12 protein-coding genes, 1 pseudogene and 1 riboswitch are annotated in these 14,366 nt (G+C 74.2%); of the genes and pseudogenes, 4 read left to right on the top strand and 9 right to left on the bottom strand.

The window, feature by feature from the left end:
• Positions 1 to 168 precede the first annotated feature (168 nt).
• The 4 genes from LG396_RS39700 to rocD all read right to left on the bottom strand — a co-directional run bounded on the left by LG396_RS39700 (position 169) and on the right by rocD (position 4,995).
• A complete protein-coding gene (locus tag LG396_RS39700) occupies positions 169 to 1,638 on the bottom strand; it encodes a sensor histidine kinase (protein WP_225795096.1) in 1,470 nt (489 codons plus the stop codon).
• Complete coding sequence (locus LG396_RS14600; RefSeq protein ID WP_225795095.1) at positions 1,635 to 2,378, bottom strand: response regulator transcription factor; 744 nt, start codon at positions 2,376 to 2,378, stop codon at positions 1,635 to 1,637. The genes LG396_RS39700 and LG396_RS14600 overlap by 4 nt, the downstream gene beginning before the upstream one ends.
• Positions 2,379 to 2,481: 103 nt before the next feature.
• On the bottom strand, positions 2,482 to 3,654 hold the full coding sequence (locus tag LG396_RS14595; RefSeq protein WP_225795094.1) for an FUSC family protein: 1,173 nt from the start codon (positions 3,652 to 3,654) through the stop codon (positions 2,482 to 2,484).
• Between the two features lie 135 nt (positions 3,655 to 3,789).
• Positions 3,790 to 4,995 carry an ornithine--oxo-acid transaminase gene (gene rocD / locus LG396_RS14590; RefSeq protein WP_027742414.1) on the bottom strand — a complete coding sequence of 402 codons (1,206 nt, stop codon included), beginning with the start codon at positions 4,993 to 4,995 and terminating at the stop codon, positions 3,790 to 3,792.
• Positions 4,996 to 5,121: 126 nt separating this feature from the next.
• Positions 5,122 to 5,212, top strand: a riboswitch (ZMP/ZTP riboswitch).
• 33 nt (positions 5,213 to 5,245) lie between these two features.
• Between rocD and glyA the strand changes: the two genes are divergently transcribed.
• Positions 5,246 to 6,520, top strand: a complete 1,275-nt coding sequence (gene glyA, locus LG396_RS14585; protein ID WP_037740235.1) for a serine hydroxymethyltransferase — start codon at positions 5,246 to 5,248, stop codon at positions 6,518 to 6,520.
• Between the two features lie 246 nt (positions 6,521 to 6,766).
• On the opposite strand, the gene LG396_RS14580 is transcribed toward glyA, so the two are convergent.
• The 3 genes from LG396_RS14580 to LG396_RS14570 form a co-directional block, all read right to left on the bottom strand.
• On the bottom strand, positions 6,767 to 7,543 hold the full coding sequence (locus LG396_RS14580) for a hypothetical protein (protein ID WP_225795093.1): 777 nt from the start codon (positions 7,541 to 7,543) through the stop codon (positions 6,767 to 6,769).
• A 118-nt stretch (positions 7,544 to 7,661) separates the two neighbouring features.
• Positions 7,662 to 8,684, bottom strand: a complete 1,023-nt coding sequence (locus tag LG396_RS14575; RefSeq protein ID WP_225795092.1) for a hypothetical protein — start codon at positions 8,682 to 8,684, stop codon at positions 7,662 to 7,664.
• Positions 8,674 to 9,267, bottom strand: a complete 594-nt coding sequence (locus LG396_RS14570; protein ID WP_372483510.1) for an RNA polymerase sigma factor — start codon at positions 9,265 to 9,267, stop codon at positions 8,674 to 8,676. Before LG396_RS14570 ends, LG396_RS14575 begins: the two co-directional genes overlap by 11 nt.
• 123 nt (positions 9,268 to 9,390) lie before the next feature.
• On the opposite strand from LG396_RS14570, the gene trpS reads away from it, so the two are divergent.
• The 3 genes and pseudogenes from trpS to LG396_RS14555 form a co-directional block, all read left to right on the top strand.
• On the top strand, positions 9,391 to 10,410 hold the full coding sequence (gene trpS / locus LG396_RS14565; RefSeq protein WP_225795091.1) for a tryptophan--tRNA ligase: 1,020 nt from the start codon (positions 9,391 to 9,393) through the stop codon (positions 10,408 to 10,410).
• Between the two features lie 21 nt (positions 10,411 to 10,431).
• Positions 10,432 to 11,013 carry a 2'-5' RNA ligase family protein gene (locus LG396_RS14560; protein WP_037740228.1) on the top strand — a complete coding sequence of 194 codons (582 nt, stop codon included), beginning with the start codon at positions 10,432 to 10,434 and terminating at the stop codon, positions 11,011 to 11,013.
• 184 nt (positions 11,014 to 11,197) lie between these two features.
• Positions 11,198 to 12,019 (top strand): annotated as a pseudogene (locus tag LG396_RS14555) (YihY/virulence factor BrkB family protein); the annotation flags it as partial.
• Here LG396_RS14555 and LG396_RS14550 read toward each other — a convergent pair.
• Both LG396_RS14550 and LG396_RS14545 read right to left on the bottom strand, forming a co-directional pair.
• The gene (locus tag LG396_RS14550) at positions 11,927 to 13,303 is read right to left on the bottom strand and encodes a D-alanyl-D-alanine carboxypeptidase family protein (protein WP_225795238.1); all 1,377 of its coding nucleotides are present in this window, start codon (positions 13,301 to 13,303) and stop codon (positions 11,927 to 11,929) included. The pseudogene LG396_RS14555 and the gene LG396_RS14550 sit on opposite strands and share 93 nt — an antisense overlap.
• 103 nt (positions 13,304 to 13,406) lie before the next feature.
• Complete coding sequence (locus LG396_RS14545; RefSeq protein ID WP_225795090.1) at positions 13,407 to 14,351, bottom strand: hypothetical protein; 945 nt, start codon at positions 14,349 to 14,351, stop codon at positions 13,407 to 13,409.
• Positions 14,352 to 14,366: the final 15 nt, after the last annotated feature.

Below are 14,366 nucleotides of genomic sequence, written 5' to 3'. Positions count from 1 at the left end.
CTCGGCTCGGCGGTACGGAGGTGAGGGCTTCAGCGTCACCGCGGCCGCGGGGGCGTACCCAGGGCCCTCAGGGATCCCGCAGGGGCTTCACACCGAACTCTCAACCCGCGCTCTCGGCCCGGCCCTTCAGCCCGGCCTCTCAACCCGGCCTCTCAACCCGGCTTCTCCTCACGGACTCCCGGCCCGGGCGTCCACCTGCGCCCCGGCCAGCGGCAGCCGGATGGTGACCGCCATGCCCGCGCCCGGCGCCGTGTCGAGCGCGACCTCGCCGTCGTGCGCCTCGACCACCGCCCGCACGATGGACATGCCCAGGCCGCTGCCGCCCGCGACCCGCGCGCGGCCCGGGTCGGCGCGGAAGAACCGGTCGAAGATGCGCGCCGCGTCCTCCGGGCGCATGCCGGGCCCGGTGTCGGCGATGCGCAGCACGGCGGCGCCGTCGCCGGTGGCGGCGGAGAGGGTGCAGGCGGCGTCTTCGGGGGTGTGGGTGCGTACGTTGGCGAGGAGGTTGCCGAGGACCTGGCGCAACTGGGCCTCGTCGCCGACGACGACCGCGGGCGCCCCGGCGTCGGCCGTCACGGGGCGGTGCGGCTGCTGCGCGCGCAGGTCGGCGGCGGCGTCGCGGACGAGGGCGGCGAGGTCGACGGGGGCGCGGTCGCGGGCGGGGTGCTGGTCGAGGCGGGCGAGGGCGAGGAGTTCGTCGACGAGGCGGCTCATGCGCTCGGCCTCGGCGCCGACGCGGCTGAGGGCGCGTTCGGCCTCGTCGTCGTCGAGGATGCCCTTGTCGTAGAGCTGGAGGTAGCCGAGTACGGTCGCCAGCGGGGTACGCAGCTCGTGCGAGGCGTCGGCGAGGAACTGCCGCTGCCGCGCGGCGGCCTCCTCGCGGCTGGCCATGGCGCCCTCGACCTGCTGGAGCATGGCGTTGAGCGCGTCGCGCAACTGCTCGACCTCGCTGCCCCCGGGCGGCGAGGTGTCGACGCGGCGCGAAAGATCGCCCTCCGATATCGCCGACGCCGTCTCGACCATGTCCTCCAGGGGGCGCAGCCGGCGGCGCGCGGCGTGCGAGGAGACGACGGCGAGGAGCAGCAGGAGCAGGGCGCCGAAGACGGCTTCCATGACGAAGAGTTTGCGTACGGCGTTGCGCACGCCGTCGTAGCGGGTGGTGCTGATGGCGTACGAACCGTCGTCGAGGCGGGCGACGGCGGCGCGGTAGTGGTGGCCGCCGGCCGCGATGCTGGTGAGGTCGCCGGAGTCGGCGAGTGCGCCGGGGTCGTCGATGGAGTCGGCTATCTCGCGGGAGAGCGGCTCGTTGTCGCCGCCGATGAGTACACAGGTGGGCTGGAGTTCGCCGGCGGGGTCGAGGAGCACGAACGGCTCGTCCTTCGCGGAACGGGCGATGCCCTTGTCGTCGGACGCGCCGAAGGCGTCGGCGAACTGGCACACCCGGTGCAGCGCGTCGGCGCTGAGCGGGCCGGAGACGAGGGTGTCGCGGTCCTGCCGGACGGTGGAGTCGACTTCGCCGACGAGGAGGGTGTACGTGCCGAAGAGGCTGGCGCAGGCGGCGGCGACGAGACCGACGGCGAGGATGACGACGTTGGTGACGGAGAGCCGGTTGCTGAGGGAACGGGGGAACCGCTTCACGGCGGCGGCCCGCCGGGGTCGGGTGGGGCCGCCGGTTCCGCGGCGCGCAGGCCGTAGCCGACGCCGCGGCGGGTCTCGATGAGCGGCGGGCCCAGGGGGTCGAGCTTGCGCCGCAGGTAACTGATGTACGTCTCCACGACGGTGGACTCGACCGCCGTGTCGAACTGCCAGACGTTGCGCAGCAGCTGCTCCTTGGTGAGGATGCGGCCGGCGTTGCGCATCAGGTGGCGCAGCAGGTTGTACTCCGTCGGCGTCAGCTCCACGGGCGCACCCCCGCGCCGTACGGTGAACGTCGCCTCGTCCAGCTCCACGTCCCCGTGCCGCAGCACCCCGCCGGCCGGGGTGCCCCGGGTCCGGCGCAGCACGGCGCGTACGCGGGCGACGACCTCGTCGACGTTGAACGGCTTGGTGATGTAGTCGTCCCCGCCGAGCGCGAGCCCGCCGAGCACGTCGGCGGGCGCGTCGCGGGCGGTCAGGAAGATCACGGCGGGCTCGTCCCCGTACGCCCGCAGCTCCCGGCAGACCTGCCAGCCGCTGCCGTCGGGGAGCATGACGTCGAGGAGCACGAGGTCGGGGGCCTGGGCGCGGGCGAGTTCGAGGGCGCGCCGGGCGGTGGTGGCGGCGCGTACGTCGAAGCCGTGGAAGCGCAGGGTGATCTGCAGGATGTCGGCGATCCCGGGATCGTCCTCGACCACGAGAACGGACTCCCCCACCGCACTTCGCTCCGTCGCGCCGCTCATGGCCCCAGTATCGGGCGGCTGTCCGGTTCACGGCGGCCACGTTTCTGCGAGTTCCCTGTGAGAAGTTGGCGAGGCCCTCGACTGACAGCTCCGGCCGCCGGCGTCAGGGTTTCTCGTCGTCGTGGCCCGCGAGTCTGCTTGCCAGCAGCATCAGGCCCAGGCCGATCGCCACTCCGCACGCCGTCCACAGCACCCGGTAGCCCTCCACCGCGTAGTCGCCGCGGTGCGGGAGGCTGGCCAGGGTGAGGACTCCCGCGGCGACCGCGGCGCAGTAGAGGGCGTAGTTCCAGAAGCGGATCGCCACCGCGTGCGCCAGCAGGACGAGGGCGACCACTTCGAGCCCGCGGGTCACCGCGAACAGCTCGGTCCCGGTCACCGCGGCGGGCAGCAGGATCAGCAGGGAAGCCGCGGCGGCGCCGAGCAGGGCGCCGGTGAGGCGCTGCGCGGCGATGAGCGTGGTCTGCTCCAGGCTCGGCTTCATCGCGATGACGGTCGCGATCGGGATCCAGTAGCCGTACGAGAGGTCCAGCCCGAACGCGAGCGCGCAGGCCGCGGCCACAGCCGCCGCGCGGATCAGCGCGAACGCGGCCATGGGTCCGGTCAGAGGCTGCCGCGCGGTGTCACCGGGCAGTTCCGCGACCGGCTGGGGGCGGTCCCCGCGTCCGCGGATCAGCCACCCGGCGAACGTCACCGCGAGCCACAGCGCCGCTCCTCCCGACCAGGCGAGCACCTGGGCCCAGACGTGGCTGGTGGGACGGGCGTGCTGGTGGAACTGGAACGAAAGCGCGAGGGCGACGATGAACCAGATGTTGAGCAGCAGCGCCGTGACGAATCTGCGTGTCCCGAACGCGACCGCCAGCCCGGCCGCGAGCGTGACCGCGGCCCCCGAGAGGACCAGCCAGCCCCAGGCCGCTCCCCCGATGCCGAAGGCCCACGCGGTCAGCCCCGCGCCGGCCGCCGCGAAGACGGCGACGCGCGCCGCGCGGTGCCCGTAGCTGCCGCCCGGGTCGTCCAGCGCCGCGAGCAGCAGGCCGAAGAGGGCGCTGAGCAGGTACTGCTCGTGCCCGATCGCCCAGAAGACCATCAGTGGCACCAGCGCGGCGTCCAGGAACAGGATCGCCCGCGGCCAGTTGAGTCCCGCCGCGTCGAGCCCGAAGACCTTCGACAGCTCTCTCGCGGTCTCCTGCCGGATGGCCGAGGTCTCCTTCGGAGTGGTGGAACCCGCCATGGCCGCCTCGCTCGTCTGGTCTCCGGAGATGCCGCTGCGGTCCCGCATTCTCCGGTCCCGGCGTGATCGTCACGAAGGGACGCGCAGGCCGCGGCCACATGGGGCGCGTCTACCAGTCGTACGGCGGAGGCGGGGCAGGAGGCGCGGTGCGCGCCTCCTGCCCCGGACGGCGAGGCGGCGGGGTCAGCCCGCCAGGACCTCGCGGAGTTGCGTGAGGCCCCAGTCCAGGTCCTCCTTCGTGATGACCAGGGGCGGGGCGATGCGGATCGTCGAGCCGTGGGTGTCCTTGACCAGGACGCCGCGCGCCATCAGCTTCTCCGACAGCTGCCGTCCCGTGCCGTGGGCCGGGTCGATGTCCACGCCCGCCCACAGGCCCCGGCCGCGTACCTCCCGGACCGCGCCGGTGCCCGTCAGCAGGCCCAGTTCGCGGTGCAGGTGGTCGCCGAGTTCCGTGGCGCGCTGCTGGTACTCGCCGGTGCGGAGCATCGCGACGACCTCCAGGCCCACCGCGCACGCCAGCGGGTTGCCGCCGAAGGTGGAGCCGTGTTCGCCGGGGTGGAAGACGCCCAGGACCTCGCGGCTCGCGACGACCGCCGAGACGGGGACGACGCCGCCGCCCAGGGCCTTGCCGAGGATGTAGACGTCCGGGACCACGTCCTCGTGTTCGCACGCGAACGTACGGCCCGTGCGGCCCAGGCCCGACTGGATCTCGTCGGCCATGAAGAGGACGTTGCGGGCGGCCGTCAGCTCCCGTACGCCCGCCAGGTAGCCCGGCGGCGGGACCAGCACGCCCGCCTCGCCCTGGATCGGCTCCAGCAGCACGGCGACGGTGTCCTCGTCCACGGCCGCCTCCAGGGCGGCCAGGTCGCCGTACGGGACGATCGCGAAGCCGGGGGTGTACGGGCCGTAGTCGGCGCGGGCCTCGGGGTCGGTGGAGAAGCTGACGATGGTGGTCGTACGGCCGTGGAAGTTGTTCTCCGCCACGACGATCTTCGCGCGCCCCTCGGGCACGCCCTTGACGCGGTAGCCCCACTTGCGGGCGGTCTTCACCGCGGTCTCGACGGCCTCCGCGCCCGTGTTCATGGGCAGCACCATGTCCTTGCCGCACAGCTCCGCGAGCTGTGTGCAGAACTCCGCGAAGCGGTCGTGGTGGAACGCGCGCGACGTGAGCGTCACCCGGTCCAGCTGGGTGCGGGCGGCGTCGAGGAGGCGGGGGTTGCCGTGGCCGAAGTTGAGGGCCGAGTAGCCGGCGAGCATGTCCAGGTAGCGGTTGCCCTCGACGTCCGTCATCCACGCGCCCTCGGCGGTGGCGACGACCACGGGCAGGGGGTGGTAGTTGTGCGCGCTGTGGGCGTCGGCCGCGGCGATGGCTGCGTCGGTTCGCGTCACGGGGTCTCCGTTCCGTTGCGCCGTAAGGGCGGTGCGGGTGGGGCAGGGGTGGTGCCCCTGATTTCTATCTTCGCTCGGTTGATGGACGAAGGATCCATCACCGGCGGGCGTGCCCGCTAGGGTGGAACCACGTGCGGCGACTGGCGAACGTGGAACGGACCACGGGGAAGCCGCGCAACGCAGCAGCCGAGTGGTGCCGCCCGCCTGGGTGCCCCGGGTCCGACGCAGACTCGACCCGGAGGGACACGCCATGACTTCCGCCCACCCCGCCCTCGCGCAGACCGACCCCGAGCTTGCCGCCCTCGTCGCCGCCGAGGAGCAGCTCCAGGCCGACACGCTGCGGCTCATCCCCAGCGAGAACTACGTCTCCGCCGCCGTGCTCGAAGCCACCGGCACCGTGCTGACCAACAAGTACAGCGAGGGCTATCCCGGCAAGCGGTACTACGAGGGCCAGCAGAACATCGACCCCATCGAGACCCTCGCCGCCGACCGGGCCAACGCCCTCTTCGGCACCGAGCACGCCAACGTGCAGCCGTACTCCGGCTCCCCCGCGAACCTCGCCGCCTACCTGGCGTTCGCCGAGCCCGGCGACACCGTCATGGGCATGTCCCTGCCGCACGGCGGGCACCTCACCCACGGGTGGAGCGTGTCCGCGACCGGCAAGTGGTTCCGCGGCGTGCAGTACACGGTGCGGCGCGAGGACGGGCGCATCGACTTCGACGAGGTACGGGACCTGGCGCTCGCGGAACGGCCGAAGATCATCCTGTGCGGCGGCACCGCAATCCCGCGGACCATCGACTTCGCCGCCTTCGGCGAGATCGCCCGCGAGGCCGGCGCGGTGCTCGTCGCGGACGTGGCGCACATCGCCGGGCTGATCGCCGGCGGCGCGCACCCCTCGCCCGTACCGCACGCGGACGTCGTCACGACGACCACGCACAAGACGCTGCGCGGGCCGCGCGGGGCGATGATCCTGACCCGCGCGGAACACGCGCGGGCGATCGACCGCGCGGTCTTCCCGGGCCTCCAGGGCGGGCCGCACAACCACACCACGGCGGCCATCGCGGTCGCGCTGCACGAGGCGGCGCAGCCGTCGTTCCGGGAGTACGCGGCGGCGGTGGTCGCCAACGCGAAGGCGCTGGCCGCGCAGCTCGCGGAGCGCGGGTTCTCGCTGGTCTCGGGCGGCACGGACAACCACCTGATCCTCATCGACCTCACGGACAAGGAGGTCCCGGGGAAGGCGGCGGCGAAGGCCCTGGACCGGGCGGGCCTGGTGGTCAACTACAACACCGTCCCGTACGACCCGCGCAAGCCGTTCGACCCGTCGGGCATCCGGCTCGGGACGCCGTCGCTGACTTCGCGGGGGCTGGGGACGGGGGAGATGGCGCGGGTGGCGGAGTGGATCGACCGGGGAGTCGCGGCGGCGCGGGCCGGGGGCTCGGAGGAGGACGTGGCGCTGAAGGCGATCAGGGGCGAGGTGGCGGAGCTGATGGCGTCGTACCCGGCCCCGGGGCTGCCGGTCGCCTGACGGCGGGTGGGCGGGTCGGCCGCCCGATGGCGGTGCCGCGGTCGGTCGGTACGGAGTGGCGGACGGCAGGCGGCAGGCGGCCCGCGAGCCGGGCAGGTGGAACGGCGTGCGGCTGGAACGCCGCGGCGGCCGTGGGCACCGCGCGGGCCGCGGCCCGGGAGGCGTCCCAGGCGCCGCGGGGCCGTCGCGCGGGCGGCCCGGGGCCGGGTCTCCGGCCCGGGCGGGTGGTACGGGCGGGGGGCGTGCTCAGGTGTCCAGGTCCAGGAGTTCGCCGCCGGGGGCGGGCCGTTCCGGTGAGGCCGGGCGGCGGCGTAGGCGGGGGGCGGCTGTGGCCAGGAGGGCGCCGGCCGCCAGGCCCGGCAATGTCCACCACCAGTTCGTGGCCGCGCCGGGGCCGGGGGCGGCGGCCGCCCGCTCGCGGGCGCCGTCCCCGTCCGCGGCGGCGGTCCCGGCGGCCGGTCCGGTGCCGGGCGCCCCGCCCTCGTCGGCCGTCGGCGCCTCCGCCTCCCCGTCCGCGCCCGGGGGAGCCGCGGCGAACTGCGACGGCATGTACCACCCGCTCTGCTCCTCCGGCGGCTCCGCGACCCCCAGCCGGTCCAGCAGCGCACCCAACCGCTCCGGGTGCGCCACCCGCCGCCACGTCTGCGACGTCGTCGGGTCCTCGCCGGCCCCCCGGCTCACCACGGCGCCGCCGCGCGCGTCCGGGTAGAGGGTGTCGACGCGCCACACGTGCACGTCGTGCTGCAACCACGTCACCGTGACCTGCCGCGCGTCCGCGCCGCCGAGGTCGGCCTCGCTGAGCAGCGGGTCGACTCGTTCGCCGTTGTCGCCGATGGCCTTGTCGAGCGCGGCGTAGCCCGGGTCGGTGGCGTACAGGGCGGCGGCGTCGCCGCTGCCGCCGTTGACGACGAGGGCGCTCGTCGGGCCGCCCGCGGCGGCGGGTCCCGCGGTGCCCACGGCGAGCGCGAGCGCGGCGAGGGTCGCGGCGGTGGCGGCGGTGTGCCGGTGGGTGGGTCTGCGCATGGCGTCGCTCCGTTGTCCGGTCGGCGTACGAACCGGGCCCCGTTCCCCGTACGAACCGGGCTCCACCCTCCGTACACCGCCCCCGGCCCCGGGGTTCCCTCCGGGCTGCCGCCCGCGCTCAGGAGGCGGAGTCCGCGATGCGCAGCGCCCGCTCCTTGCCGGGGACCCCTTCGAGGCGGAGGGTCAGCCCGTCGGGGCCCTGCCAGAGGAGGGTGGGGCCCGCGGTGCGGATCTGGCGGGTGTACGTGCTGCCGCCCGGTTCGTGGAGGAGCAGCTCCAGGCGGTGCGGCACGGGGAACCACAGGGCGGTACCGGTGCCGGCCTGCTCCCACTCCGGCGGCACGGAAGACGTCTTGCCGACCAGCGGATCGAGGGTCCCCCGGAACGCGTCCAGCCGTACGGCTCCGCCGCCGCCCGACCCGCCTCCGGCGGCCCAGCACAGCGACACCATCCGTCCGTCCGCCGAGACGCCCGCCGCGTCCGGCGCCCCCAGCTCCCGCGGCACCGGCGGCCGGAAACCGGCGCGGCGGGCGGCCGCATCGGGGCTCAGCGCGCCGCAGCCCGGGACGGCGCCGGGGGCCGGGGCGCCCGGCGACGGGGTGCCGGGGCCGGACGGCGCCGCGGACGGCGTGACCCGTACCGCCACGCCGCCGAAGTCGAACAGCGAGGCCACCCCCGCCCGTACGGGGGGAGCGACGACGAGCCCGACCAGCACCGCCGCGAACCCGGCGAGCAGCACCCGCCGCCGCCCGCGCACCCAGCGCCGTACCCGCACCCGCCACCCCGCGACGGGCACGGCCTCCCCCGCGACGCGCTCCATCACCCCGGCGACCACCGCCTCCACGTCCACCCCGGCGGGACCGGCCGCTCCCGAAGGGCCACCCGGCGAAGCGCCCCCGCCCCGGCCCCCGGCCCCCGCGGCGCCACCAGCCGGCGCCCCGGCGCCGCCCCCCGACGCCCCGGCGCCGCCACCCGCCTGCGACCGCCCCAGCGCACCCATCGCCCCGAGCGCTCCCAACGCCCGCAGCTCCGCCGCCAGCCCAGCCGACTCCTCCGGCTCCCCCGACTCCTCCGGCCCTCCCGGCCCTTCCAGCCCTTCCCGCCAGTCCGGCCCCTCCGGCCCTTCCCGGTCACGCCCCACCGAGCCCACCCCCCGCCCTCGCCCCGTCCCCCAGCAGCCGCGCCAGCTCCCGCAGCGCCCGGCTCAGCCGCGACTTCACCGTCCCCCGCGGCACCCCCAGCACCGCCGCCGTCTCCGCCTCGTCCAGGTCCAGCAGGTACCGGTGGACCACCACCTCCCGGTGCCGCTCCCCCAGCGCCCGCAGCGCCGCCACCAGTTCCTCCCGCCGCTCCGCCGCCAGCGCCACCCCCGCCAGGTCCTCCCCGGGACCGGCGCCCCCGGCCACCCCTGCCGCGCCCCCGCCGCCGTCCGCCGCCCGGCCCGCGAGCGCCCCCGCGCGCTCGGTCGCCGCCCTCCGGCGGGCCGCCGCCCGCACTGTGTTCTTGGTCTCATTGGCCACGATCCGCAGCAGCCACGGCCGGAAGGCCGCTCCGTCCCGGAAGCCGCCCAATGCCCGGTATGCCTTGATGAAGGCGTTCTGCACCACGTCTTCGGCCTCCGCACCCGCCCCCAGCAGCAGCGCGAGCCGGTGCGCGGTCTCCGCGTGCGCGCGCACCAGTTCCGCGTACGCCTCGGTCTCCCCGGCCCGTACGCGCGCGATCAGACGCGCCTCACCCGCACCGTCCCCGCTGATCGCCGCACCTCCCCCCGCCGCCCGCCGACGCCCCCCGCACCCTCCCTACACCGCCGGGCCGAAACCGGTTCCGCACCTGAGAGAATGAGCCGCATGGCAGCCCCGACCCATCGCCCCCGCGTGCTCTCCGGCATCCAGCCCACCGCCGGCTCGTTCCACCTCGGCAACTACCTCGGCGCCGTCCGCCAGTGGGTGGCCCTCCAGGACACGCACGACGCGTTCTACATGGTGGTGGACCTGCACGCGATCACGGTCCCGCAGGACCCCAAGGAGCTTCGCGACAGCACGCGCCTGGCCGCCGCGCAGCTCCTCGCCGCCGGTCTCGACCCGGAGCGCTGCACGCTGTTCGTCCAGAGCCACGTGCCGGAGCACGCGCAGCTCGGCTGGGTGATGAACTGCCTCACGGGGTTCGGCGAGGCGTCCCGGATGACGCAGTTCAAGGACAAGGCGGCCAAGCAGGGCACGGCCAACACCACCGTCGGCCTCTTCACGTACCCGATCCTGCAGATCGCCGACATCCTGCTCTACCAGGCCGACGCCGTCCCCGTGGGCGAGGACCAGCGCCAGCACATCGAGCTGACCCGCGACCTCGCCGAGCGCTTCAACGGCCGCTTCGGCCGGACGTTCACCGTGCCCGCGCCGTACATCCTCAAGGAGACGGCCCGGATCTACGACCTCCAGGACCCGACCGTGAAGATGAGCAAGTCCGCGTCCTCGCCCAAGGGTCTGATCAACCTCCTCGACGAGCCGAAGTCCTCCGCGAAGAAGATCAGGAGCGCGGTGACGGACACGGACACCGAGATCCGCTACGACCCGGAGGCGAAGCCCGGCGTCAGCAACCTCCTCACCATCTACTCGACGCTCACCGGCGCCCCCGTGACCGAACTGGAGCAGAAGTACACCGGCAAGGGCTACGGTGCGCTGAAGACCGACCTCGCCGAGGTGGTGACCGAGTGGGTGACGCCGTTCCGCTCCCGTACGCAGGACTACCTGGACGACCCGGAGACGCTGGACTCGCTGCTGGCCAAGGGCGCGGAGAAGGCGCGTGCGGTCGCGGCGGAGACACTGGCTGAGGCATATGACAAGGTGGGCTTCCTGCCCGCCAAGCACTGAGGGCCCGTGAAGGAGACGCTTGTGGGGACCGTGACGATCGGGGTATCGATCGCCGTCCCGGAGCCGCACGGCAGCCTGCTCCAGCAGCGCCGGATCGGCTTCGGCGACACCGCGGCCCACGGCATTCCCACGCACATCACGCTGCTGCCGCCGACCGCGGCCGACGCCGGGGCGCTGCCGCGGATCGAGCGGCACCTGGCGCAGATCGCCGACTGCGGGGTGCCCTTCCCGATGCGGCTGAGCGGTACGGACACGTTCCGGCCGCTGACGCCGGTGGTCTTCGTGCAGGTGGTGGAGGGGGCGGCGGCCTGCTCGTGGCTGCAGAAGATGGTCCGGGACGCGTCGGGGCCGCTGGCCAGGGAGCTGCAGTTCCCGTACCACCCGCATGTGACGATCGCCCACGACATCGACGAGGCGGCGATGGACCGGGCGGCGGCGGAGCTGGAGGACTTCGAGGCGGCCTGGTCGGTGGGCGGCTTCTCGCTGTACGAGCAGGACGCGGAGGGCGTGTGGCGGCTGGAGCGGGAGTTCCGCTTCGGCGGCGACTCGGCGCTGGAGCTGCCGGCGCAGACCCGCTCCGAACCGGCACCGTCGCCGGGCTGACACCGCCGCGGCGCTGCCGCCCTCGCCAGACGTCCTCGCCGGCCTGACGCCCCTGCCCGGCTGACACCGCCGCCCGGCCGGCGCCCGCGCCGCGCCAGCGTGCCGCGTCGCCTTCCCCACCCTCCCCACAGATAGCCTGGCGTTTCCGGGGCATACGCCGGTTCGTACGGCCGCCGCGCACCCGGTGGCGGCTCGGGGGACGCGACGGCAGGAGTGCACCGTGGAGTGGCTGACCAGGTTGCCCGTCGTCGGCCCGTACCTCGCGCGGCTGCTGCGCACCCGCCCCTACCGGGTCTTCGAGTACGTCCAGGCCCGGCACTGGAGCCGGCTCGCGGGGGCCGTGACGTTCAGCAGCTTCGTCGCCCTCTTCCCGCTGATCACCACCGCGGCCGCGATCTCCGCCGGCGTCCTCAGCGACAGCCGGCGCAAGGACCTCGAGAACTGGCTCACCGAGCAGGTGCCCGGCATCTCCGACCGGCTCGACCTCGGCGGGCTCTTCGCGAACGCCGGCACGGTGGGACTCATCTCACTGGCCGCGCTGCTTTTCACCGGCATCAACTGGATCAGCACCCTGCGCGACTGCCTGCGCGCCGTGTGGGACCGGTCGGACCCCTCCGAGAACGTGTTCCTCGGCAAGGGCAAGGACGCCCTCATCCTGCTGGGCCTCGGCGGCACCGTGCTCGTCTCGCTGACCGTCTCGATCACGGCCACGACCGCCGCCGACGCGGTGCTCGGCGCGCTCGGCGTCAAGGAGGGTGGCTGGGGCGGCGCGCTGCTGGAGGTGGCCGCGTTCGCCGCCGCCGTGACCGCGGGGTTCCTGCTGCTGGTCTACGTCCTGACCCGGCTGCCCGGCGTCCACCCGCCGCGGCGGCGGGTGGTGCAGGCCGCGCTCGGCGGGGCGGTGGGCTTCGAGCTACTCAAGCTTCTTCTCAGCGGGTACTTCAGCGGCATCGCCGGAAAGAGCGTCTACGGCGCCTTCGGCGTCCCCGTCGCCCTTGTCGTCTGGATCAACTTCATGGCCCGCCTCCTGCTCTATTGCGCCGCCTGGACGGCCACGCCCGACGAGGTCGGGAAGCGGCCAGCGGCGGTGGATGACGTAGGCGACGATCGCGAGCAGCGCGACTGAGCCGATGGTGATGGCGAGCGCCGTGCCGACGCCGCCGCCCTCCTCCTCGTGCGCGGTGGCGGCCCCGGTGCCGTCGGACGCGGACGGCTGCTCGCCGGAGCCGGCGGTGCCCTTGCCGTCGTCGGCGTTCTTGCCGGAGTCCTGGCCCGCGCCGTCCTCCTGGCGCATGCCCTCCGGCGGGACCAGCTCGCCGACCGGCTGCACGGCGGGGGCGGCCTTGAAGCCCCAGTCCAGCAGCTTGCCGGCCTCCTTGTAGACGGCGTTCGACTCGTCCTCGTCCGGGTGCATGACGGTGACGAGCAGCACCCGGCCGTCGCGCTCGGCGACGCCGGTGAAGGTGGCGCCGGCGTTGGTGGTGTTGCCGTTCTTGATGCCGGCGATGCCCTTGTAGACGTCCACGTCGACGTCGCCGGTCAGCAGCCGGTTGGTGTTCTGGATCTCGAAGTACTCGCGCTTCTTGCCCTTCTTCCCGCCCGGGAACTTCGCCCGGGGGGTGGCGGCGTACGCGCGGAAGTCGGGGTTCTGCATGCCGGCGCGGGCGAAGAGCGTGAGGTCGTACGCGCTGGAGGTCTGCCCCTTCGCGTCGTACCCGTCGGGGCTGACGACGTGCGTGTCCTCGGCGCCCAGCTCGCGCGCCCGGTCGTTCATGGCCTGCACCGTGGCGTCGACGCCGCCGTTCATGGCCGACAGCACGTGCACGGCGTCGTTGCCGGAGCGGAGGAAGACCCCGAGCCACAGCTCGCGGACGGTGTAGGTGAGGTCCTCCTTGATGCCGACGAGGCTGCTGCCCTCGCCCATGCCCTCCAGCTCCTCGGGGGCGACCTTGTGCTTCTCCTCCTTGTTGAACAGGGGCAGCAGGGTCTCCGCGAAGAGCATCTTCAGCGTGCTGGCCGGGGGCAGCTTCCAGTGCGCGTTGTGCGCGGCGAGGACCGCGCCGCTCTCGGCGTCGGCGACGACCCAGGACCGGCCGGTGAGCTTCTTCGGCAGCTCGGGGGCGCCGGTGCCGAGGTCGACGTGGGTGCCGGGCTGGCCGAGGAGGGTGCCCCCGACGTTCGACATCTGATCGGGCGGCCGCGGCTTGTCGTCCTGGGCCGCGGCGGGTGCGACGCCCCCGAGCGACAGGAGCGTGGCGGCGGCGGCGAGCGCGGCGCCGCGGATAGTCACATGAGATGTCGGCACGTCGCGAACCTATCTGGAGTCGCCGTCGATGTGGACACCGAGGTGCGCTAGTTGGCCGAGGAGCGCCCCCGGATGAGTCGGAGGGTCGTCAGGACCCCGTCTGCACCTCGCGGGCCCGGTCGGTGCAGACGCCCATGAGTTCCTCGACGACCGCCATGTGGTCCTCCAGGTCGTTCACCGGTTCGAGCCCCAGCCAGCAGACTACGGTGCCCTGCCGGGCCAGCACGGTGACGACGGTCTCGTCGAGGTCGAAGTTGGTGTGCCGGAGGGCGACCGCCTGGTCCGCCTCGCTGGGGAACGACACCGACGTCGCCTCGTTGCTCGCCTTGAAGGTCTCGGACGACTCCGTGTACGCGTCGGCCGCCACCTTGACGCTCCGGCACGCCGCGACGTTGAACTCGGCCTCCACCGTCGTCGCGCCCTCGTGCGGCTGCTGGACGTACTCGGACGCCCCCACGTGGCAGGGCGAGTCCCGCTGGGAGGCCGGTGCGTTGCGCTCCTCCCAGTCGGGGGGCAGGCTCCGCAGGTTCGGCAGGACCTCTTTCGTCTCGGCGGCCGTCAGCGCGCGCGGCGCGTAGCCGTCGTCGGAGTCGCCGTCGGTGATGACCGTCACGCCGCCGTACGCCCCGAGCGCGATCAGGACCGCGAGCAGCGCGGCCCCCAGCGCGAGCGTGGCGCGCCCGGCGGGTGTCCTGTTGACGGTCAGCGGGCCCAGCGTGATCTGGCTGCCCTTCACGTCGCTGCCGGAGATGACCACACTGCCGGTGGCGTTGTGGACGGGCGCGTGCAGCATGACGGCGAGCCGGTCCGCGAACTCGGCGTCGCCGTCGATCGCCTCGGCGAGCGCCGCGCGCACCTCCCGCTGTGCTTCGGGGTCGCCGGGCGCGGCGGTCAGGCCGTCGAGCGCGGCGCGCCCGCGGTCGGAGCGGCGCAGCCTCTCCTGGACGAACGTGGACGTGGCCGTGCCGGCCGCGCCCCCCACGACGGAGATCACCGCATGGGCGGCCATCGCCGCTAAGTCGCTCGGGTACATTCCCCACCCTCGTAT

This window comes from Streptomyces aculeolatus (genome assembly GCF_020400605.1).
GTDB classification, from domain to species: Bacteria; Actinomycetota; Actinomycetes; order Streptomycetales; family Streptomycetaceae; genus Streptomyces; species Streptomyces aculeolatus.
This window is presented reverse-complemented; position numbering and strand designations above follow the sequence as displayed.